Genomic DNA, 20337 nt, shown 5'->3' with positions numbered 1-20337 from the left:
TTTCGGGGTGGGGTGAAACCACAGCCCCGCCTCGAAACCGGCCTGCGCCCCCCTACTCGCCGTCCTCAACGGTCGGCAGATCGGCGTAGCGAAGGCCCTTGGCGCCGCCGCAGCACTCGCGGATCGTGAGCTGCCGGGTGGCCACCCTGAACGGCTTCAGCGCGTTGCTCAGGGCCGTCGACGAGCCCGCCGTGTCCATCTCTGTCCACGGCCTGTACAGGTCGGCCCGGTAGGCGGCGAGGGCCTCGACGAGCCGGTGCGAGTGCACCGAGTCGATGCCGTCGGGCCATACGGCGCGCAGGTGGTCGACGATCGTCTCGACGTCCTGCTCCTCGACGGCCGCGCCGACGGACTGGCCGGAGAGGGTGCCCGCTGCTGTGCGCAGTGCGAGGGCCCGCTTGGCGATGTCCTCGGCTTCGGTCTGCTTGATGAATGCGGCGCGGACAGTGGTCCCTTCACGGCCGCGGGCGAGGATGCCGGTGCCCTGCTCGTCGATGCTGATGTCGGTGGCGCGCAGGCCGCGCTCGTAGGCGCTGGTGCCGAGGACGTTGTTGTTGGCCCGCCAGTCCATGACCGCGAGGCACAGGCGGGTACCGACCGAGCTGGAGACCGACGTCGGGAGGGACGGAGCGTCCGGGTTCTGCGTGAGCAGGATGAGGATGATGCCGTAGGCGCGGGCCTTCTTGATCAGGCGGGTGGCCAGGGCGGCAGCCTCGTCCTTGTAGTCGGCGTGCGTGAACAGCTCCTGCACCTCGTCGATGACGATGACGCGAGGCCCAAGGTCCTGCTCGGGGTACTTCTCGGCGAGCGCCCGGGTGACCTTGCGGCCCTCGGGTACCTCGCTGGCGGGCAGGGACTTGATGAACTTGGCGCGCCGCTGGTACTCGGCGATCCCGGACCGCATCCCGGCGAGGCCGGCCTCGAGGTCTTCGTCTTCGTCGCCGGACACGTACCGGTGGCAGATGGGCTTGACGGAGTCGAGGTCTCCGGAGCCCTTGAGCTCGTAAATCCACAGCTCGGCGGTGGGGTCGAGGGCCACGCCGAGGACGATCGCGAGCGCGCACGAGGTCTTGCCGGAGCCGGGGATGCCTCCGACGAGCAGGTTGGAGTACATGAGGGTGATCTCGACGAGGTTGCCGCGCGGGTCGAAGCCGTAGGGCAGCGGCTCGTACACGTCGGCCTGGCCGTCCTTCATCAGCGGCCACAGCTTCCGGGCAGCCTTGGCGGGGTCGCGCTGGGCAACCCACAGCACCAGGCGGCCGGGGTGTGCGCTGCGGTCTCCCTCGGGCCACACGGTGGAGATGGGCCGGCGCATGGCCGCGGCGAGGGCGGCCCGCTTCTCCAGCACGGCGGTGGCCTCGATGCCCGGGGGCAGGTCGACCTCGGCACGCCAGCCGGGCCCGTCGCGCATGACCTCGGCAGCGAACTCGACACCCCTCTTGCCTCGCTTGCCCTCGATGCCGATCGCGGCGAGCGCCTCGAACACCTCGGTGGAGTCGAGGCGGCGCAGCACGTTGGTGGCCACGTAGCGGGTGATGAGGGGCTTGTCGCCCTTCTTCCCGGCCACGCCGACCAGGGCCGCGGCGGAGACAGCTCCGATCAGGGTCCAGCCGGGCACGAGGACCGAGCTGATCAGGGTGGTGATGCTGGTGGAGGCGGCGACCGCGAGGGACGCGATACGGCGCGGCCGCACGCGGCGGGAGTGCTCGCGGGACAGGGCGAGCCACGCCTCAATGTCCGCTGTCACGGCGGCCTTTGCCTCGACGGGCCGTGCCTCGGTGTCGGCAACCCACTTGCCCCAGCGGACGATGAGCCGGCCAGCACCGCGCGGGGCGCGCAGCAGCAGGCGGGCCAGGTACACGGGCCCGCGCACGGTGTGGAAGGCGGTGACGTGCGCGTAGTAGGACACGGTCCAGCGGGTGGCGTCGACGAACTGGGCAGCGTTGCGCAAAAACGTGGGGATGACGGGCGGGGCCTCAGCAAGGTACGCCTGCTTCTCCGCTAGCCATGTGCCCGCTTCGGCGGCCGCCTTGGGGTCGTCGACGGGCCGCGGCTCGGCGTTCTCGATGACGTCGATGATGGTCTCGGCCGGGCCGTCCTGCAGCGCCGGATCAGGGGCGAACTTCAGCAGGGACACCGCCGGGTCGGCGTGCCCATTCACTCGCTCGGGGGCGATCTCGGTCATGCTGGTCTCTCCGGGTTTCGTGACGTATTGCGTGACGGAACTGCAGGGGCCCGGGGGCGGCGGCTTGCTTGGCGGTAGGACGCCGCCCCCGGGGTGGAGCTACTTCGTCTTCTTCTTGCCGAGGGGCTTCTTCGCGTCGGCTTCTTCGCGCTTCACGGCGTCCTCGCGGATCCGCTCGACGCGCCGTTCCAGCCGCTTGGTGGACTTGCCGCGGGCCTCGCGCCGGCTGATGCGGGCGCCGAGGACGAGCACGCGGGCCAGGTCGCCGAGGCTGTGCGGGTCTTGAGGGGTGAGCGCCATGGTCAGCTCCCGTTCTGGCGGCGGACGGCGTCCGTCATGGCGGCGACGGTCTGCTCGAACGGGGCGTCGTTCTCGTTGATGGCCTCGACGATCGCGTGGGCGAGGCCCTGCGTGTCTCCGGCCGCGTTCGCGGCGAGCGCCTCGGCGGTCTTGGTCTCGATGAACTCGTTGCTCACAGTTCCTCCTGGTCAGCGGGTCTTGATGTAGTCGCGCCACATGGAGCGCAGGACGATGAAGCAGCCGGTGGCGCAGGTCGCGCCGATGGCGATGGCGATGGACGCCAGAGCGAATGCGAGGGCGAGGGCGCAGGCGACGCAGCCGCCGACGATCGCGAGACCGCCGATGGTGAGCCACTTCCGGGCGTCGAACTGCTGCTGCGGCGTGTGCTGGCAGCCCTGATGCTGCGGCTGGGCGCTCGCGAGCTTGGCGAGCTCCACAGCGGCGAGGGCGACCTGTACGGCGGCCGTGTCCACGGTGGCCTCTCTGACCGCGGCCTCAGCCTTGGCGAGCGGGGTCGGATCGGTCATGACGCCCACCTGCGGGTGATGGCAGGCCGGAGCACGAAGCCCAGACCGAACCCGACGACCACCGTGTTCGCGGCCAGCCCCACCAGCAGGCCGGCGGCGAGGGACAGCAGGGCCGGGAACAGAACCCACAGCAGGCCGAGCAGGGCGCCGAAGAACAGGATGCGCATCATGCGTAGCCACCCTCCATCGGCTTGGCCGGGGTCTCCGGCTCGACCTTCTTCGCGGCCCGCGAAAGGGCCATGCGGATGTGGTTCTCGGGGACAACCAGGCGCCGGTTCCGCTCGAGGTGCTCGGCAATGTCGCGGGGTGATGCGGCCTCGCCGAGGGCTGTTGCGGCTTCCTCGATCGCGCCCTGCAGGTTCAACGCGGCCAGCTCCCTGACCTGTGGCGCAACAGCCGCATCAGGGCGGGTCACCTCGTACTCGGGCGGCTGCTGGCCGAGGACCAGGGCGACGGCGACGGCGTCCACGGGCACGCCGTAGGTGACGAGCATGGAAGCCAGCTCGGTCGGGGGCGCATCAGGTCGCGCATCGCGGGCAAGCCGGATCGCGTCAGCCGGGTCCATCTCGGCGAAGCGGGCGCGCAGGATCTCCGTTGCGGAGGCCGATCGGTCAACCGTGGTCTTCTGGGCCACGGTTGCCGCGGGCGCCGTGCCGTACATGGATGCGAGGGCCGCATCAGCTCCCTCCCGCACCCGGACGCGCTGGACGTCGACCAGGCCGGCGCCGAGCTCGGTGTCGCCGACACCCACATGGCGGGCGAGGCGCCAGTACCGGCGCACGGCCCACTTCTGCTTCCGCTTGTCGGGGTGACCGTCGGCGACGGCACGGTTGAACGCCAACTGCCGGGCGGAGTCGGCGTTGCGGCGCATCACCTCGGCGTCCACACCGGTCGTGTAGACGACGATGCTGCGGGCGATGAACCCGAGGCCCTCGGCCGCGCCGGACATGGCCAGCGGGGTGACCGCGTACACGGCGGCCTCGCGGGCGTCGCTGGCGATCGTCACGCCGATGCAGCTTGCGGACAGCGGGGCGAGCCACATGCCGCCGCGCACGACAGTCGGCGACGACTGGTTGAGCATCGTCCGCCCGAGCATGATCAGGGCCAGGATCAGCGTGAGGCCTTCGCCCGCGGCGACCACGCCGGCCGCGGTCGCCTGTCGATGGAACGCAGACACGGCGTTGGTGTACGTGCCCCAAGCGCCGAAGCCGCCCACGACAGCCATGGCGACGGCCGCGGCGCCGAGCACGACGGCCTGACCGCGGGTGAGTTCTCTGGTCGTGCTGGTCATTTGCCCACCTCCGGGGCAGCAGCCCGCACCGTGCGGTGCGCGGCCAGGCAGATGCCCTCTCGGTCGCTGCGGTCGACGGCGTCAACCAGAGCAGCCATCAGGGCGGGGACATACGGGACTTGGGGGCGACGGGTGCGGCGCTGCTCGCGGTCGAGGGCGCGTAAGGCGGCGTGCTCCGTCGGGCGCGGGATCGGCCACTTCTTCTTCACGACTGCTCACCCCGCAGGCGGATCGCCTCGGCCGCGACGTTCTCGAGAACCCGCTCAGCCGACTTCAGGCCCTCGACGAGCTGCGGGATGTCCTCGGCCGCGAAGTCATCCGTGCATTCCAGCTGCACGGACACGACCGGGTGCGGCTCCGGCCGGATCTCCAGATACGGGGAGTGGCTGATGTACGCGTGCAGCAGGTGCACAGGGCCGGCGCTGTCGGTCATCGCCGAAGCTTTCACCCGCGTGGAGTTGTGGGTGATGTCCGCCCGGTGCGGGTTCGGCTGCCACGAGTGGCCGATGCACCAGGCCGGCTCAGGCACCGTGACATCGCCATGGTCGAGCGTCTCCAGCGTTACCGTGCCGTCGCCGTAGCGGGGCGGCCGCCGGACCGGCTGCGGACTGCGGGGCGGATAAGCGCGGTCGAGAGCCGCGGCGAGCGCATCCATGACGGGCTGCGCCTCAACCGGGTACGCCGTCAGCTGGCCCTGCCTCACGTACCGGTCCAGCTCGATGACGGCCGCGGCGTGCAGCCAGCCCTCGACCTCGGTACGCGTCTCCTCCACCGTGATCGTCTCGGCATCGACGTCCGGGACCAGCTCCGTGAAACCGATCGACAGGGCCGTCATCAGCTGCTCGCGAGACAGGGCGAACGCCACACGCACAACCACGTCCGGCGTCGTGTCCTCCTCGCGGAACACCTCGGTCGGCCCGTAGGTGGGCAGGTGCTCGGTCACGCGTGCTCACCTCCGTGGCGGTTCTCGGCGTGGCTGCGCTGGGACGGCTTGGTGCGCGGGGCGTCGACCCAGGCGAACGGGCGGGTGGTGTCGGCGGTCTGGAAGACGCGGACCGCGGCACCGTCCGGGGCGTCGGGAAGGCCGTAGACGCGGCCACCTTCGAGGGAGGCGAGGAGCCGGGCGCCGTGGTGCTCGCAGCCGTCCGCGCCGGCGTTGGTCGCGTCCAGCACGGTGACGACGGCCGGGCCGTTGCAGGGGCTGGGGTCGTCGGGGTGGGCGGCCGGGCAGCGGTCGCCAGTTCCGTTCGCCGGTACGGAACTGGCCGGTTCGGCGTCGAGGGCGCGGAGCAGGAGGCGCAGGGCCTCGCGCAGGGAGAGGATCTGGTCGCTGTCGTGCAGCTGCTGGGCGACGCTGATGGCGACCTCGAGGTCGCTGGGCTCGTGCAGCTGGTCGCCCACAGGACGGGCGGCAGCCCCGCACAGGGGCTGCCTCACGTTGACATCGCTCACGCCGCACCACCGAGGCGGGCCTCGTACCAGTCGAGGAAGTTGCGGCGCGTCTCGTCCTCACGCAGGTGCTGCGGAACGTCCGGCTTGACCCGCAGCTCCATCGCCCCGGGCTCGCCGTGCAGGGCGACCAGGGCCTTCCTGCCGGTGTCCTCCGTCTCCACGACGGTGACGCCGAACACCTTCAGCAGGTACGCGACCGGCATCGACAGCAGGTCGGTGCGCGTCAGCGACAGCCACGGCGCCTCGCTGTCGTGCGAGCGGCGGGCGTGGTGCTTGGCCTGCGCCTCGGACAGCCGGTCGCCCAGCTCCTCCAGCGCGCGCAGCTGCCCGCGAACCTTGCGGATCTCCTCGCCCACCATCAGCGGGTCCAGCAGCGGCAGGCTCGCCGCGGTACGCCCCTCGGGGATGAATTCGATATACGGCGCGTCCTCGCCGGAGTCGAACGGCCACTGCACGAGGCGGGCCTCGAGGATGCTCAGGTCGACGCCGTCCGCGCTGTACTCCAGCCCGATCTTGTCGCCGTGGTGGTACAGGTTCGTCGGCTCGATGCCGAATTCGGCGTCGTCGGTGTGGTCGTAGGTGCACCAGTCGGGGCAGGTGGCGACGAGCTGGCCGCCCCCACGCAGCGGGTAGGTGATCGTGCGCGGCTCGACGGGCGGCGCCTGGTCGGTGGACGTCTCGGACGTGGCGGTGATGGTCTCGTTCATTGCGGGCACTCCGATCAGGCAGCGGCGGCGAAGGCGGCGATACGGGCGGCGGCCGTCACGTACTCGGCCTTGCGCGGCCGGTAGTTGGCGACCAGGCGGGCGACCTGGCGGAGCGTGTAGCGGTGCACCGTGTGCGTCTGCCGGGCGCGGCCACCGCAGGCGGTGCGGCGGGTACGGGCGGTCAGAGCCGGGGTGACGCCGAGGCGCTTCGCGACGGACCGGAGTCCGTTGGCGCAGCCCGAGGCGGTGTCGCGGTCGATGCCGGCGGCGATGGCCACCGTGGTGATGGAGCGCGGCCGACGGCGGCACGAGGACACGAGACGCGTCTCGGCGGCACGACGGCGAAGGGTGGCGCGAAGGGCACGGCGCGTGGCGCGGTGCTCGCGGCGGATGGGACGATGAGCCACAGCGGCTCTCCTGTCTCTAGCAGGTGATCCGTCAGGCCCTCGGTCGGTGTTGACGCACCTTCCGGGGGCCGCTTGCGTTGTCGGCTGGTTTCCCCGCCGACACCTCCACTCTAGGGAACATCGTGTTCCATCGTCAAGCGGTATAGCCATGGACATTGAGTCAGTTTTGAGTAACCTCATGTTCCATGACGACTGATGGAACACTATGTGCCATGGATAAGCGATCACTGACGCAGATGGCCCAGCGCTTCAGAGATGCGGAGACGCGGGCCGAGATCCTGCGGCAGGAGCTGGCGGCAGCGATCAGGCAGGCGGACACCGACGGCGTCGCACAGAAGGACATCTGCGAGGCGACGGGGTACACGCGCCAGCAGGTCCGCCGCATCGTGCTAGCAGGGGGCTCAGATGGGCCGGCGGGCGACGGTGAAGCTGGCGCGACCTGATGGCACGGCGATGGCACCAAGAGGACGGGTCGCGTTCCGACGAGGCCAAACCCGGCCCGACAGCGAACCGCCCGTGAGCTGCGTGATCGAGTCTTGAGGGGTTGCCCCCCGTCCATATCGGACGAGGGGCAACACACTGCTAATGCGGTTTGGGCCTTAAAGCCCATCGAGGGTTCAAATCCCTCCGCCTCCGCGCAAGATCACCGAAGCCCCGGTCCGCCCGACCGGGGCTTCGCCGGTTCCTCGGACCGCCGGCCGCCCGAATAGCTGTTTTCGCAGGTCACAAGGGCTACGGCTAATGGATTTCACATGGCGGCGGCAGTCATGTAATGTTCTTCCTGTCGCCGCGAGCGGGCCGGAAGGGCCGGGGAGCGGCGAAAAAACAGAACAAGCACTCGTAGCTTAACGGATAGAGCATCTGACTACGGATCAGAAGGTTGCAGGTTCGAATCCTGCCGAGTGCACATAGGTCAAAGGCCCCTTGGGATCATCCCAAGGGGCCTTTGACGTTGGCGCATGAGATCAACGTCCGGCACGCAGCACGCCTCAGAAGCCGGAGCAGCTAGCAGCGGCTGACGGCCCTGACACGGTGGCCGTCTTGGGCTTGTCGTTGTCCACGGTCACCGAACAGGTGGCGGTGCCCCCTGACCCGCTGAGGCTGATGACGAGGGAGCCGCCCTTCGTGAACCCCTTCGCTTTCAAGACCTTCCGCCACGGCAACGTCCTGACGGTTTCGGATCTTGTCGAGATGCCGTCGTCGTTCCAGACAGAGTATGCAATCGTCACGTCTCGTGCGTTGCCGGTGACCGCGTACTCCACCTCGACCGTCTTCGATGCTTCGTGCGAGATGCCGACAACGATGGCCACACACCCGCCCGCCATCAAGAGGACCAGCACGAGCACCACCCATGGCCACTTTCGCCGCTTCCTCGTCGGCGGTGCTGCTGCATAAGGTGCCTGCCACCCTCCCCCTGGCTGTCGCTGCAGCGCGTCTTGCCCCCAACGCTGTTGGGAAGGATCGGGACGGGACTCCTGCCCGGGGGTGGGTTCGGTCATAGCCTTAGCGTCGGACAACGCCTTCGGGCGCGCGACTCAGGGGCCGCTCGCGGCTTCCATTCGCGTGACGCATCGAGCTTGGCAGGCCCTTCAGGCGGCGCCGTGCGCGACTGGGCCGCCGCTCTCGGCTACGGCGTGCGTGAGCGTGGCCCGCAGAGCATCGCGCAGCCCGGACCACGCGCCTGTGCTGTCCAGGCTGAGCGGGATGCGGTCTTTTGTTGGTCTGTGATCCGGAGGCGTCGGCTGATCCAGCGCTTCGGGATTAGTGCAGTGCCTTCGCCACCTCGTAGAGAGTGGGCCGATCCTCTGGAGCATGGCTGAGCATTGCGTCGATCACTTCGCCCAGTTCACCCGCCACCGGCTGACAGCGCTGCCGTTGCCGTCAGCGCTGTCGTCACAGGTCGAGGGCCCCGGAGAGAGGCGAATTCCGAGATCCGGGGCCCTCGATGTTCGGGGGCGTTTGCACCGAAGTACAACGAAGTACAGAGAAGTTCAGCGAAATGCAGCGATGGTCGGTCAGCCAGTCTCGGCGCCGCCCACAGGCGGCGTTTCGCTCGCGAGACCGCCCCGGCGGGCGCTCTAGTCTCGGCCCGTGGGACAACCCGAGCAGCCCGCCGAGGGTGCTGGACCGTTCACCACCCGGCTCACCTGGCACCTCCCCGGCGGTGGCACAGCCGTGTGGGAGTCGCGGCTCGCCCGGCGGCGCGGACTCATCGCTGTCCGCTCGCCGGGGGCACCCATCAGCCGGCACACCAGCGCCGACGAGGTCGCGCTCCGTCGCCTGCGCCGGCTCAATGCCATCGCCGCGACCGCCTTCATCATCGGCGGAGCCCTCTTCGCGGCCGGTGCCGCCGTCGCCCAGTTCGGCTCCGGCGACGCCACCACCTGCGCGTCGATCTACTTCGCCGGCGGCCTCTTCTTCAACACCGGTGGCTACGTCTCGCTGCTCCAGGTCATCAATGCTCCCCGCCACGTACCCGGTGGCGAAGGCCGACTGGTCACCCACAGCTGGCGCTGGTGGAGCTACGAGCCGACACGGGTGGACTGGCTGAGCACGTTCGTCCTGTTCGCCGGCACCCTGGTGTTCGCTGTCGACCTGCTGGACTCCTTCCTCCAGGGTCTGAGCGTCCAGCAGATCAACCGGCTGATCTGGGCCCCGGACGTGATCGGCTGCCTGCTCTTCCTGATCTCCGGCCACCTCGCATTCGTCGAGATCTGTCACGGCCGGTTCTGCCTCCGCCGCCGCAGTCTGGGCTGGTGGATCGTGGCCGTGAACCAGCTCGGCTCCGTCCTCTTCATGGTCTCGGCGCTCGCCGCCTTCACCCGTCCTGCCACCGGCAGCCTGGTCAACGCCGACATCGCCAACTGGGCCACCCTCACCGGCGCTTCGTGCTTCTCCCTCGGCGGCCTCCTTCAGCTCTACGAACGCCCTTGACCGGACGCGCACGTGTACGCCCCGTCCGGCGTCGTTGCTGTCAGGTGCGGATGTCGGCGACTCTCTGAGCCGTGTTGCCGCTGATGCCTCCGTCCAGCACCTAAGCTGACGCACCGTCAAGCGATCAGGCGATCAGGCGATAACCCGGGCTTGTCGGCGCCGTCGGCATGCGTGGTCCAAGAAGTGCGGTGCGAATGGCGCAGCGAGCAGGACGAGGGAGGAGAGACCGTGGACGGCCTCGACGTTCAAGAAGCCCAGAAGACGAAGCCGGTCGGCGCGGGCGGCCAGAGCGCCTCCTCCCAGGCGGGGGTCATCGGCATCGGGCTCGCCGCCGTGCTGACCTTCAGCCTCGCGGAGGGCTCCTGGGAGTGGTTCGCGGCCTACATCGGAGTGACGCTGCTCGCGGTGATCTTCTCCTTCTACCGTCTGCCGCCGTGGACGCCCGGCCTGCGCACCACGTACATGCAGAATCTGGTCGCGTACTCGATGGTGCTGGGCCTGTGCGTCGCCATCGCGCTGGCCCCGGTGCTGCAGCGCTCGGCGTGGCTCTTTCCCATGTCGGACACCCGCAGCGCCTGTCAGAAGCTGGGCAGGTACGAGAGCCTCCGCACACAGGCCTCGCTGGCGAACCTGGCCGGTCGCGACAGTGCCGCCCTTGCGTACGCGCAGGACAGGCAGCGACAGGACGCGGTCGCCGACTGCCTGGCAGCCACCACGACGCGGTGGCTGCCGGCGTACGGGCTCGGGGCGGCCGTACTGGTGGCGCTCGGCGCGTGGTCCCTCGGCCGTGCCCGGTCGCGGACTGAGCGGAATTGACCGCTCTGTGGACGCGTGTGATCGCTAACCTTGGCGATCGACGTCGGAGACGGTCGGCACTCCGGGGTCGCTGCAGCCTCCAGCCCCGACCTGAACGAGGGTCCGTCAGCTCGCTGACGGACCCTCGTCCCTGAGAAGGGAAGCTGCTACGGGGCGTTGATCAGGTCGTACGGCGGGACCTTCACCGTACGGGCGCCCGGCGTGCCGCCCAGGACGACCTTCCGCAGCGCGACGTTGTTCTTCCTGCTGGTCTCCTGGAGCCGCTTCGCGGGGTTGGCGATGACCTGGATGTAGTACGTGCCGTTCGGCAGGTCGGTGATGTCGAAGGACTGGCCGGGACGGTACTGGGTGTACGTGTCGCCGGAGCCGACGTCGAGGACCTCACGTACGGAGATCGAGCTCCGCTCGCCGCACGCCGTCGACAGGTCCGTGTTGTACGGGTGCCAGTTGGCGTTCTTGACCGTGTAGTCGATGGCGTCGGTGTTGGCCAGGCAGAACGCCTCCTTGCCGCTGCGCACCTCCTTCGTCTTGTCCTCGCTCAGCAGCCGGTAGCTGGCGAAGTCCGTGAAGTGCCAGTGCTCGTGGCCGACACGCGGGTCCCACTCCATGGTGCCGGTGGGGGTGTAGCCGACCTGCTTGCCGTTCGCGTCGTAGAAGTACTGGTACGCGTCCATCAGGTCCTGGCCGGGGCTGCGGAAGCCGTCCACGACGAGGGGCGCGGGACCCGCGTTCCAGACGTTCGCGCTGAACGCGAGGTAGTCCTTGCCCGGTACGTCGCCGTCCTCGCCGTCGGTGACGGTGATGTCCCAGGCCGGCAGCGCCCGCAGGTCCGGCTTGGGCACGTTCGCCGGGACACCCGCGCGGCCGGTGGGCCGCTTGGCGTTGGCCTTCAGGGCGGGCGCGATGCGCGAACCGTCGGTGTGGCCGCGGCCGTCGCCCAGGTGGTGGGCCGTGCCGAGGTCCTCGAGCGCATGGCTGAGGGCCGGCGGGGTGGGCGCGTCGGCACCGCGGGGGCCGTAGTGGTGGGCGGAGCGCGCGCCGTGCCCGGCTGCGTGGTGGGCGGAGGAGTGCGAGCCGGTCAGGCCCTCGCCGCCACCCTCGCCACCGCCCTCGTCAGTGAGCTCCCGTACCGTCAGCTTGATGGTCGGCTGGTCGTTGGGGATGCCGAAGAGCTCGCGGTACTTCTTCGCGACCGAGACCTTGGCGGTGTACTCGCCGGCCGGCAGGTCCACCGGCTTGTCGTAGTCGACCGTGCTGGAGTTGGACGCCCATCCCTTCTCGACGCCCCACACCGAGCCGAGCGTGAACGGGTTGGTCGGGCAGCTCTCCGGATAGTGCGAGGTCGCCGGGGCGTCCGGACGAAGGCGCCCGGAGGCATTGTTGGGACAGAAGGTCCCCTTCGACTTCGAGACCACCTCGCCGGCCGCGTTCTTGACCGTCACCTGGAGGAAGCCGGGCAGCCCGGAGAAGTCCTTCACCAGGCCTGCGGGCAGGGTCTTGGTCTGTGTACGGCTGCCGTTGCGCAGGATCTGCTTGGCAACGACGGGGTCCTTGTACGACTTGCGGGTCACCTTGAACTCGAGCGGCGCGCCGTCCACGGTGACGTACGTGCCCAGGTCGAGGTAGACCCCGGGCTCCCCCTTCCAGCGGTCGAGCGTCACGGATTTCGACGCGGCGACCAGCTTCACCTTCGGCTTGCCGGCCGTGCTCGCCGGGGCGGCTCCGGCGCCGGGAGCGGCCTGGACCGCGGTGACGACGACGGTGAGTACGGCCCCTGTGGCGAGCGCGGAGTTTCTCAGGCGCTTGCGGTGCAACTGTCTGGTCATCGGTTCCTCGTCTGCGAGTGCCATGGTCAACTGGCATCGGACTGAACTGCCCACGGCCGGACGGTGGTTCGGACGCACCCCACGCGCCTCGTACCGGTCTGTGAGCAATCTGTGAGACCGGTGAACAGGGTGTACAGGTTGCCTGTTGGGCAAGAAATCAACTTCCTCCCCTGACCAAGGAGATCCGTCATGTCCCGTAAGGCCCTGGCAAGTGTGGGCATCGCCTGCGCGGCGGTGCTGTTCACGGTTCCGGCGTGCACATCGAGCGACACGGGCGTCGCCGAACACCCGGCGAAGCGAAGGCACTCTGCTTCTCCCACGCCGACCCGGCCGTCGGTCCGGCAGGCGCCCGAGCTGGACGACGGCGAAACACTCGCCGGCCGCCGGAAGGGCACCACGGGCAACGCGCAGATCGCATTCACCAAGGGCCGGAAGGGCGACGCCCTCCTAGTCGCCGTCCGCTGCCAGGGCAAGGGGAAGATCAAGGTCGATGTGCCCTCCGTCGGCATGTCCTTCCCGGTGGAGTGCCGCGCCGACGAGGCCGGCACGATCTACAACGAGGCAGCCGTAACGGGCGCAAGCCAGGCCGGCACGGTCTCGGTCGAGGCCCCGCCCAGCGTCCACTGGTCCCTGACCGTCGGCCGCGGAGAGCCGGCGCGAGCGGACTTGAACGACGCCGCATAACCCGCCGCCGACGCCGCGAGCCGAACCTCGTCGCGGGCGCCGTTGTCAGTGGTGCCCCCTACTCTCGGGAGCGATGGCACAGGCATGGAGATGCTCGGGGCTGCGATGGTCGGCGGACGGTCCCGTGCTGATGTGGGACGGCGGTCGGCGCAGTGCGCTGACCTGGGGGAAACAGGTGGCCTTCGAGGTCGCGGACGGGGGTGTGCGGTGGTGTGTGGGGGCGCGTGGGCATGTCTGCCCGATGCGGGCGAGTGTGCCGGGGCGGAGCACGGGGGCGCGGTGCGAGGAGTGTGCACGGCTGGACCGGGCGCACTCCGTCGCCGCGGACACGATCGCGGACGACCCGCGGCCGTACCACGTATATCTGGCCTGGTTCGGGCCCGGCATGGTCAAGGTCGGGATCACCGCACTGGAGCGGGGGCCGGCGCGGCTGCTGGAGCAGGGGGCCGTCTGCTTCAGCTGGCTGGGTGCGGGGCCTCTGATGGCGGCGCGGCGCACGGAGGAGCTGCTGCGCGCCGCACTCCGGGTCCCGGACCGGATTCCCTACGCCGACAAGCGCGCCGTGCGGTCCGTGCTGCCCCGCGCTGCGGCCGGGCGGGCGGCCGAGGTGGTGGAGCTGCATGCGCGGGCCGTGGCGCTCGGCGACTGGCCGGAGTCGCTGGAGCGTGAGCCTTGCCAACCCGTCGACCATGTAGGGGTGTTCGGGCTGGAAGGGGTGCCGGCTGCCGTCGGGAGCGTGAGCGAGCTCGTCGCGGGCGGCGCGGTGAGCGGTGAGCTGGTTGCCGCCGCCGGGCCGGATCTGCATCTGGCGACGCGGCGCGGGGTCGTCGTGCTCGACACCCGGCTGATCACCGGGTGGGAGCTGGTCCCCGCCACGGGTGACGAACTCTCGGTGCCCGTAAGGGAGTTCAGGGCGGACACGGCCGCGCTTCAGGACGGGCTGTTCTGAAGGTACGTACTGCAGGCACGCACTGCAGGCACGGAATCCCCCCAGGGGCTACCTGAGAGCCGCCTGTGCGTTTCTCAGGAAAATCACAGATTGGTGAAAGCGTGTTCTCAGAGGGCACGGACAAGGTGTTCACCATGACCACGACCTCGACCTCGACCTCGCCCAAGGGGCGCACCGAACTGCTGAGGCCGGATGGGAGCCCCGTCCGGGTGCTGGTGGTGGACGACGAGCTGTCGATCACCGAACTGCTGTCCATGGCCCTTCGCTACGAAGGCTGGCAGATCCGGAGCGCGGCTGACGGGACCGGCGCGATCCAGACCGCGCGCGAGTTCCGCCCCGATGCCGTCGTCCTGGACATGATGCTGCCCGACCTGGACGGACTGACCGTCCTCGGCCGGCTGCGCCGCGAGCTGCCCGACGTTCCCGTGTTGTTCCTGACGGCCAAGGACGCCGTCGAGGACCGTATCGCGGGCCTGACCGCCGGCGGGGACGACTACGTCACCAAGCCGTTCAGCCTCGAAGAGGTCGTCGCCCGGCTGCGCGGGCTCATCCGCCGCTCCGGTGCCACCGACCGCCGCAGCAACTCCGTCCTGGTCGTCGGTGACCTCACCCTGGACGAGGACAGCCACGAGGTGTCCCGCAGCGGCGACAGCATCCACCTCACCGCCACCGAGTTCGAGCTGCTGCGTTTCCTCATGCGCAATCCGCGCCGGGTGCTCAGCAAGGCGCAGATCCTCGACCGTGTGTGGTCGTACGACTTCGGCGGCCAGGCCAATGTCGTCGAGCTCTACATCTCGTATCTGCGCCGCAAGATCGACGCCGGCCGGGAGCCGATGATCCACACGCGGCGGGGTGCCGGTTATCTGATCAAGCCCGCCGTGTCATGAACGCGCGACGACGGACGTATCCGCAGAAGCGAGCCGACAAGCCGCGCACCCTGCGGACGCGGCTCGTCGTCGCGTCGGTGGTGCTGATCGCGGTGGTCTGCGCGGTGATCGGCACGGTGACGACACTGGTGCTGCGGACCCATCTCGACGAGCAGCTGAACGGGCAGGTCGTGGAGGCCGGGAAGCGCCTTGCGGGACCTCCGTTCGGCAAGGCGGGCGACCAGTACGACCCGAACCCGACGGGGCAGGACCGGCTCGACGGCTTCGCCACCAACGGGCCGACGCAGGAGAACACCGTGGCCGCCCAGGTCGGTGCGGGCGGCACCATCACCAAGGCGGTGGTCGCCGACCAGGACCCCACCGACACCTTCCGCCGGATGAAGGCCACCGAGCTGAGCGCGGTCCAGCGGGCCGTCTTCGCCGACGTGCCCACGACCGGCCGGCACACCGTGACCATTCCCGGCCTCGGCGAGTACAGGGTGACGTACGTCCACGGCTACAACGGCACCAACTACTACGTCGCCCTGCCGACCGACACGGTCAACAGCACCATCAACACCCTGATCCTCGTCGAGATCAGCGTCACCGCAGCCGGCCTCGCCGCAGCCGTCCTCGCCGGCTATGTGCTCGTCGGCCTCGCCACCCGCCCCCTCCGCAAGGTCGCCTCCACCGCCACCCGTGTCTCCGAACTCCCCCTCCACACCGGCGAAGTGCACCTCAGTGAGCGTGTGCCCGAGTCGGAGACCGATCCGTGCACCGAGGTCGGCCAGGTCGGCGCCGCGCTGAACCGCATGCTCGACCATGTGCACGGCGCGCTGCACGCCCGCCAGCAGAGCGAGATGCGGGTACGGCAGTTCGTGGCCGACGCCAGCCATGAACTCAGAACGCCCCTCGCCTCCATCCGCGGCTATGCGGAACTCACCAGACGCGGACGCGAGGAGGTCGGCCCCGACACCCGGCACGCGCTCGGACGCATCGAGTCCGAGGCGGGCCGGATGACGCTGCTCGTGGAGGATCTGCTGCTGCTCGCGCGTCTCGACGCCGGGCGGCCGCTGCAGTTCGAGCAGACGGACCTCGTACCGCTCGTCGTGGACACCATCAGCGACGCGCGCGCGGCCGGCCGGGACCACATCTGGCGGCTCGACCTGCCCGACGAGCCCGCGCTCGTGTCCGCGGACGCCCCGCGCCTGCAACAGGTGCTCGTCAACCTGCTGGCGAACGCGAGAACGCACACACCCCCCGGTACGACCGTCACCGCACGCGTCCAGCGGCGCGGGCCGTGGCTGTGCCTGGACGTGGAGGACGACGGCCAGGGCATCCCGCCCGACCTGCTCCCGCGTGTCTTCGAACGGTTCGCACGAGGCGACTCGTCGCGTTCCCGAGCCTCCGGTTCGACGGGACTGGGCCTCGCCATCGTGCAGGCCGTCGCGTCCGCGCACGGCGGTGCCGTGACCGTCGACAGCATCCCCGGCCGCACCGTGTTCACATTGCACCTGCCCGCGCTCGGCCGCCCGCAGGGACCCCGTCCGGCGCCGGAGACGAACCGGCCATCGCACTCACAGGTGCAGCACAGCGCCGCCATAGGGGTGCAACAGGGGGCCTGACCAGAGTCGGTGCCATGCGAACCGACTCTTCTCCCGGCTCCCTGCCGGCGCGGGAGCACCTCCCGGCCACAGACGCCGGTCCGCCTGTCCTGGACGTAGTGATCCCCGTCTACAACGAGGAGAAAGACCTCCAGCCGTGTGTGCTGAGGCTGCACGACCACCTCGAGCGCACTTTCCCGTACGCGTTCCGCATCACGATCGCGGACAACGCGTCGACGGACACCACCGCGCTGGTGGCGTCGCGGCTGGAGGCGGAGTTCCCGGAGGTCATGTCCTTCCGCCTGGAGCAGAAGGGCCGCGGCCGTGCGCTGCGGACCGTCTGGTCGGCCTCGGACGCCCCGATCCTCGCCTACATGGACGTGGACCTGTCCACCGACCTCAACGCGCTGCTGCCGCTGGTGGCACCGCTGATCTCGGGCCACTCCGACCTGGCGATCGGTTCCCGGCTCGCCCGCAGCTCGCGCGTCGTCCGCGGGCCCCGGCGGGAGTTCATCAGCCGCGCGTACAACCTCATCCTGCGCGGCTCGCTGCAGGCCCGCTTCTCGGACGCGCAGTGCGGCTTCAAGGCCATCCGCAGGGAAGTGGCCCAGCTGCTGCTGCCCCTCGTGGAAGACACCGGCTGGTTCTTCGACACGGAGATGCTGGTGCTCGCCGAGCGCGCGGGGCTGCGGATCCACGAGGTGCCCGTCGACTGGGTCGACGACCCGGACTCGACGGTGCACATCGTGAAGACGGCGACCGAGGACCTCAAGGGTGTGTGGCGCGTGGGCAAGGCCCTGGCCACGGGTTCGCTTCCGCTGGACCGGCTCACCCGCCCGTTCGGTGACGATCCGCGCGACCGCGAGATCCAGGACGTACCGAAGGGGCTGGCCCGCCAGCTCGTCGGGTTCTGTGTCATCGGCGGACTGTCCACCCTCTTCTATCTGCTGCTCTACACCGTCCTACGGCAGTCCGGCGGCGCGCAGACCGCCAACGCGCTCGCCCTGCTGGTCTCCGCGGTCGCCAACACGGCGGCCAACCGCCGGCTGACCTTCGGGGTGCGGGGCAGCAGGGGTGTCGTCCGGCACCAGGCGCAGGGCCTGGTCGTCTTCGGTATCGGCCTCGCGCTGACCAGCGGCTCGCTCGTCGCGCTGAACGCGGGGACCAGCGAGCCGGCGCACTCCACCGAACTGGCGGTGCTCATCGCCGCCAACCTCGCGGCGACGGTGCTGCGCTTCCTGCTCTTCCGCGCCTGGGTCTTCCCGGACGGCACGGTGGGCGCCCCGCAGCAGTCCGGCGGCCCCTACGCGCCGCTGCCGCAGCGCCCGATGACGCGGCACACACCCCACCACCTGTACGACACCAGCCAGTTCCGCGCCGGTGAAGCCGCGGACAGCACCCGGCGGGACGCCACCCTGCGGCTGAAGCCGGTGCGCCCCTACGACACCGATCCGGGGGACTCCCGATGACAGCGCACCACGACCGGACCTCGACGCGGACGAACACGACCCCCGTCTCCTGGGGTCCCCCTCCCACGGCACCACCGCAGGAACCGGCCGTCCCGGCTCCCGGGTCCGGCGAACCCGAGCAGCCCTTCCCGCGCAGACTGTGGCGGGGCCGGCCCGAGGACCCCCGCTGGGTGCGCCCCGGCTTCCTCCTCGGCCTGCTGGTGATCGGCGGCCTCTACACCTGGAACCTCACGGCCTCCGGTTACGCCAACTCCTTCTACTCGGCGGCCGTCCAGGCGGGCAGCCAGTCCTGGAAGGCCTTCTTCTTCGGCTCGCTCGACGCGGCCAACGCCATCACCGTCGACAAGCCCCCGGCCTCGCTGTGGCCGATGGCCCTGTCGGTCCGGCTCTTCGGACCGAACTCCTTCGCCATTCTGTTCCCGCAGGTGCTGATGGCGGTCGCCACGGCGGGCGTGCTCTACGCCTCCGTGCGGCGCCGGTTCAGCGCGGCGGCCGGGTTCATCACCATGGCGGTGTTCGCGCTCACGCCGGTCGCCGCACTGATGTTCCGCTTCAACAACCCGGACGCCGCCCTCGCGCTGCTGACGGCCGCCGCGATCCACTGCACCCAGCGCGCGATGGAGAAGGCGCAGACGAAGTGGCTGATGTGGGCGGGGGCCGCGATCGGCCTCGCCTTCCTGGTCAAGACCCTGCAGGCCTTCCTGATCCTGCCGGTCCTCGCGCTGGTGTACGCCGTCCTCGCGCCGACGAGCCTGAAGAAGCGCATCGGCCAGGTGCTGCTCGCCGGGCTCGCGATGGTCGTCGCGGGCGGCTGGTGGGTCGCGATCGTCGAACTGTGGCCGGCGTCCTCCCGCCCGTACATCGGCGGCTCGCAGAACAACTCCTTCCTGGAGCTGACCTTCGGCTACAACGGCCTCGGCCGTATCAACGGCGAGGAGACCGGAAGCGTCGGTGGTGGCGGCGGTGGTGGTGGCATGTGGGGTGAGACCGGCTGGGACCGGATGTTCAGCTCCAGTACCGGCGGCCAGATCTCCTGGCTGATCCCGGCCGCGCTGATCCTGTTCGCGGCGGCGCTGTGGGCCACGCTCCCCCACTCATCGCGTCGCTCGCGCGGGGGGACCCCCATGACCAGGCGCATGGACGCGGTCCGCGCCGACTTCCTTCTCTGGGGCGGCTCGCTGCTGATCACCATGGTGGTCTTCAGCTATATGCAGGGCATCTTCCACGAGTACTACACCGTCGCCCTCGCCCCCTGCATCGCACCGCTGATCGGCATGGGCTCGGCCCTGCTCTGGAAGGAGCGGGACAGGACCTGGGCGGCGCTGACGCTGGCGGCCGCCATGACGGCCACGGCGGTGTGGGGTTACGTCCTCCTCGACCGCTCCTCCGACTACCTGCCCTGGCTGAAGTGGCTCGTGCTGGTCGGCGGTCTCGTCGCCGCGCTCGGCCTGATCTTCGTGAACAGGCTGGGCCGTCAACTGGCCCTGGCCGTGGTGGGCCTGAGCTTCGTCACGGCGCTCGCGGGCCCGACGGCGTACACGCTCACCACGCTGAACGAGGGCCACACGGGCTCGATCGTCACCGCCGGTCCCGCCGTCGCGGGCAGTCGCGGTGGCCCGGGCGGCGGCGGTGGCGGCATGCGCGGCGGTCCTGGTGGGGGCGGCTTCCCGGGCGGGGGCATGCCCGGCCAGAACCAGCAGAACGGCAACGGAAACACGCAGGGCCAGGGCCAGGGCCAGGGCCAGGGCCAGAACCAGCAGGGCAACGGCTTCCCCGGCGGCGGCATGCCCGGCGGCCAGATGGGGGACGGTGGAGGCGGCGGCATGGTCGGAGGCGGCGGCGTCGGCGGCCTGCTCAACGGCGCCGCCGTCAGTTCCGAGGCCAAGAAACTGCTGGAGACGGACGCGGACGACTACACCTGGGCCGCAGCTGCCATCGGCGCCCAGAACGCGGCGAGTTACCAGCTCTCCACGGGCGAGCCGGTGATGTCGATCGGTGGCTTCAACGGCACCGACCCGTCCCCGACGCTGGCGCAGTTCAAGGAGTACGTGGCCCAGGGCAAGATCCACTACTTCGTCTCCGGCGGCTCCGGCGGCGGCATGGGCCGCATGGGCGGCAGCAGCAAGGGCACGTCCTCGCAGATCACTTCGTGGGTCGAGAGCACCTTCAAGAAGGTCACGGTCGGCTCGACCACGTTCTACGACCTGACGCAGAAGGCCGGCGGCTGACCTGACGGTTGGTTGAGCGGGAAGGGGCGGTGACCAAGGGCGCCGCCCCTCCTGCGCGTTGTGGCGCGGGGCGGAGCGGGCACACTCCCGGA

22 protein-coding genes, 1 tRNA gene and 1 pseudogene are annotated in these 20337 nt (G+C 70.1%); 10 read left to right on the top strand and 14 right to left on the bottom strand.

The features are described from left to right. Positions 1-52: 52 nt before the first annotated feature. The 11 genes from F7R91_RS05555 to F7R91_RS05515 form a co-directional block, all read right to left on the bottom strand. Positions 53-2185: an FtsK/SpoIIIE domain-containing protein gene (locus tag F7R91_RS05555; RefSeq protein WP_150945075.1), complete on the bottom strand. Its 2133-nt coding sequence runs from the start codon at positions 2183-2185 to the stop codon at positions 53-55. 99 nt (positions 2186-2284) lie between these two features. Beyond that, positions 2285-2485, bottom strand: coding sequence for a hypothetical protein (locus F7R91_RS05550; protein ID WP_150945073.1), 201 nt, complete (start codon positions 2483-2485; stop codon positions 2285-2287). A gap of 2 nt (positions 2486-2487) precedes the next feature. Beyond that, the gene (locus F7R91_RS41865; RefSeq protein ID WP_191971364.1) at positions 2488-2661 is read right to left on the bottom strand and encodes a hypothetical protein; all 174 of its coding nucleotides are present in this window, start codon (positions 2659-2661) and stop codon (positions 2488-2490) included. A gap of 12 nt (positions 2662-2673) precedes the next feature. Further along, on the bottom strand, positions 2674-3012 hold the full coding sequence (locus F7R91_RS05545) for a hypothetical protein (RefSeq protein WP_150945072.1): 339 nt from the start codon (positions 3010-3012) through the stop codon (positions 2674-2676). Beyond that, complete coding sequence (locus F7R91_RS41860) at positions 3009-3182, bottom strand: hypothetical protein (protein WP_191971363.1); 174 nt, start codon at positions 3180-3182, stop codon at positions 3009-3011. The genes F7R91_RS05545 and F7R91_RS41860 overlap by 4 nt, the downstream gene beginning before the upstream one ends. Then, entirely contained in the window at positions 3179-4303 is a 1125-nt protein-coding gene (locus F7R91_RS05540) for a hypothetical protein (protein WP_150945070.1), read from the bottom strand. The genes F7R91_RS41860 and F7R91_RS05540 overlap by 4 nt, the downstream gene beginning before the upstream one ends. Next, positions 4300-4512 carry a hypothetical protein gene (locus F7R91_RS05535; RefSeq protein WP_150945068.1) on the bottom strand — a complete coding sequence of 71 codons (213 nt, stop codon included), beginning with the start codon at positions 4510-4512 and terminating at the stop codon, positions 4300-4302. The genes F7R91_RS05540 and F7R91_RS05535 overlap by 4 nt, the downstream gene beginning before the upstream one ends. Further along, positions 4509-5246, bottom strand: a complete 738-nt coding sequence (locus F7R91_RS05530; protein WP_150945066.1) for a DUF6907 domain-containing protein — start codon at positions 5244-5246, stop codon at positions 4509-4511. The genes F7R91_RS05535 and F7R91_RS05530 overlap by 4 nt, the downstream gene beginning before the upstream one ends. Continuing rightward, positions 5243-5755, bottom strand: a complete 513-nt coding sequence (locus tag F7R91_RS05525) for a hypothetical protein (RefSeq protein ID WP_225320537.1) — start codon at positions 5753-5755, stop codon at positions 5243-5245. Before F7R91_RS05525 ends, F7R91_RS05530 begins: the two co-directional genes overlap by 4 nt. Continuing rightward, positions 5752-6462, bottom strand: coding sequence for a DUF6907 domain-containing protein (locus F7R91_RS05520; protein WP_150945064.1), 711 nt, complete (start codon positions 6460-6462; stop codon positions 5752-5754). Before F7R91_RS05520 ends, F7R91_RS05525 begins: the two co-directional genes overlap by 4 nt. A 14-nt stretch (positions 6463-6476) precedes the next feature. Continuing rightward, on the bottom strand, positions 6477-6869 hold the full coding sequence (locus tag F7R91_RS05515) for a hypothetical protein (protein WP_150945062.1): 393 nt from the start codon (positions 6867-6869) through the stop codon (positions 6477-6479). Positions 6870-7054: 185 nt separating this feature from the next. Here F7R91_RS05515 and F7R91_RS05510 point away from each other — a divergent pair, with 185 nt between their 5' ends. Continuing rightward, entirely contained in the window at positions 7055-7312 is a 258-nt protein-coding gene (locus tag F7R91_RS05510; protein ID WP_150945060.1) for a hypothetical protein, read from the top strand. Between the two features lie 391 nt (positions 7313-7703). Next, a tRNA-Arg gene (locus F7R91_RS05505) sits at positions 7704-7776 on the top strand. Between the two features lie 82 nt (positions 7777-7858). Here the strand turns inward: F7R91_RS05505 and F7R91_RS05500 are convergent. Together F7R91_RS05500 and F7R91_RS42515 are read right to left on the bottom strand one after the other, a co-directional pair. After that, positions 7859-8218: a hypothetical protein gene (locus F7R91_RS05500; protein ID WP_150945058.1), complete on the bottom strand. Its 360-nt coding sequence runs from the start codon at positions 8216-8218 to the stop codon at positions 7859-7861. 412 nt (positions 8219-8630) lie between these two features. Beyond that, positions 8631-8723: pseudogene (locus tag F7R91_RS42515) on the bottom strand (protein kinase family protein); the annotation flags it as partial. Positions 8724-8960: 237 nt separating this feature from the next. Here F7R91_RS42515 and F7R91_RS05490 point away from each other — a divergent pair. Beyond that, entirely contained in the window at positions 8961-9803 is an 843-nt protein-coding gene (locus tag F7R91_RS05490) for a hypothetical protein (protein ID WP_150945056.1), read from the top strand. Positions 9804-10031: 228 nt separating this feature from the next. Further along, positions 10032-10619: a hypothetical protein gene (locus F7R91_RS05485; protein WP_150945055.1), complete on the top strand. Its 588-nt coding sequence runs from the start codon at positions 10032-10034 to the stop codon at positions 10617-10619. Positions 10620-10765: 146 nt separating this feature from the next. Here the strand turns inward: F7R91_RS05485 and F7R91_RS05480 are convergent, their stop codons facing one another. Beyond that, on the bottom strand, positions 10766-12445 hold the full coding sequence (locus F7R91_RS05480) for a lysyl oxidase family protein (RefSeq protein WP_225320536.1): 1680 nt from the start codon (positions 12443-12445) through the stop codon (positions 10766-10768). Between the two features lie 189 nt (positions 12446-12634). Here F7R91_RS05480 and F7R91_RS05475 point away from each other — a divergent pair, with 189 nt between their 5' ends. From F7R91_RS05475 to F7R91_RS05450, 6 genes are all read left to right on the top strand, one after another. Then, positions 12635-13129, top strand: a complete 495-nt coding sequence (locus F7R91_RS05475) for a hypothetical protein (protein WP_150945051.1) — start codon at positions 12635-12637, stop codon at positions 13127-13129. A 73-nt stretch (positions 13130-13202) separates the two neighbouring features. After that, a complete protein-coding gene (locus F7R91_RS05470) occupies positions 13203-14078 on the top strand; it encodes a DUF2797 domain-containing protein (protein ID WP_150945050.1) in 876 nt (291 codons plus the stop codon). A 134-nt stretch (positions 14079-14212) separates the two neighbouring features. Further along, positions 14213-14965, top strand: coding sequence for a response regulator transcription factor (locus tag F7R91_RS05465; RefSeq protein ID WP_331000534.1), 753 nt, complete (start codon positions 14213-14215; stop codon positions 14963-14965). Continuing rightward, positions 14962-16569, top strand: coding sequence for a HAMP domain-containing sensor histidine kinase (locus F7R91_RS05460; protein ID WP_150945046.1), 1608 nt, complete (start codon positions 14962-14964; stop codon positions 16567-16569). Before F7R91_RS05465 ends, F7R91_RS05460 begins: the two co-directional genes overlap by 4 nt. 14 nt (positions 16570-16583) lie before the next feature. Then, on the top strand, positions 16584-18017 hold the full coding sequence (locus F7R91_RS05455) for a bifunctional glycosyltransferase family 2/GtrA family protein (RefSeq protein WP_150945044.1): 1434 nt from the start codon (positions 16584-16586) through the stop codon (positions 18015-18017). Then, positions 18014-20245 (top strand): ArnT family glycosyltransferase, encoded by a 2232-nt coding sequence (locus tag F7R91_RS05450; RefSeq protein ID WP_150945042.1) that lies wholly within the window; start codon positions 18014-18016, stop codon positions 20243-20245. The genes F7R91_RS05455 and F7R91_RS05450 overlap by 4 nt, the downstream gene beginning before the upstream one ends. Positions 20246-20337 lie beyond the last annotated feature (92 nt).

It is taken from the genome of Streptomyces luteolifulvus (assembly GCF_008806595.1).
GTDB lineage: Bacteria > Actinomycetota > Actinomycetes > Streptomycetales > Streptomycetaceae > Streptomyces > Streptomyces luteolifulvus.
The sequence above is the reverse complement of the archived record's forward strand: the minus strand, read 5'-3'. Positions and strand labels throughout refer to the sequence as shown.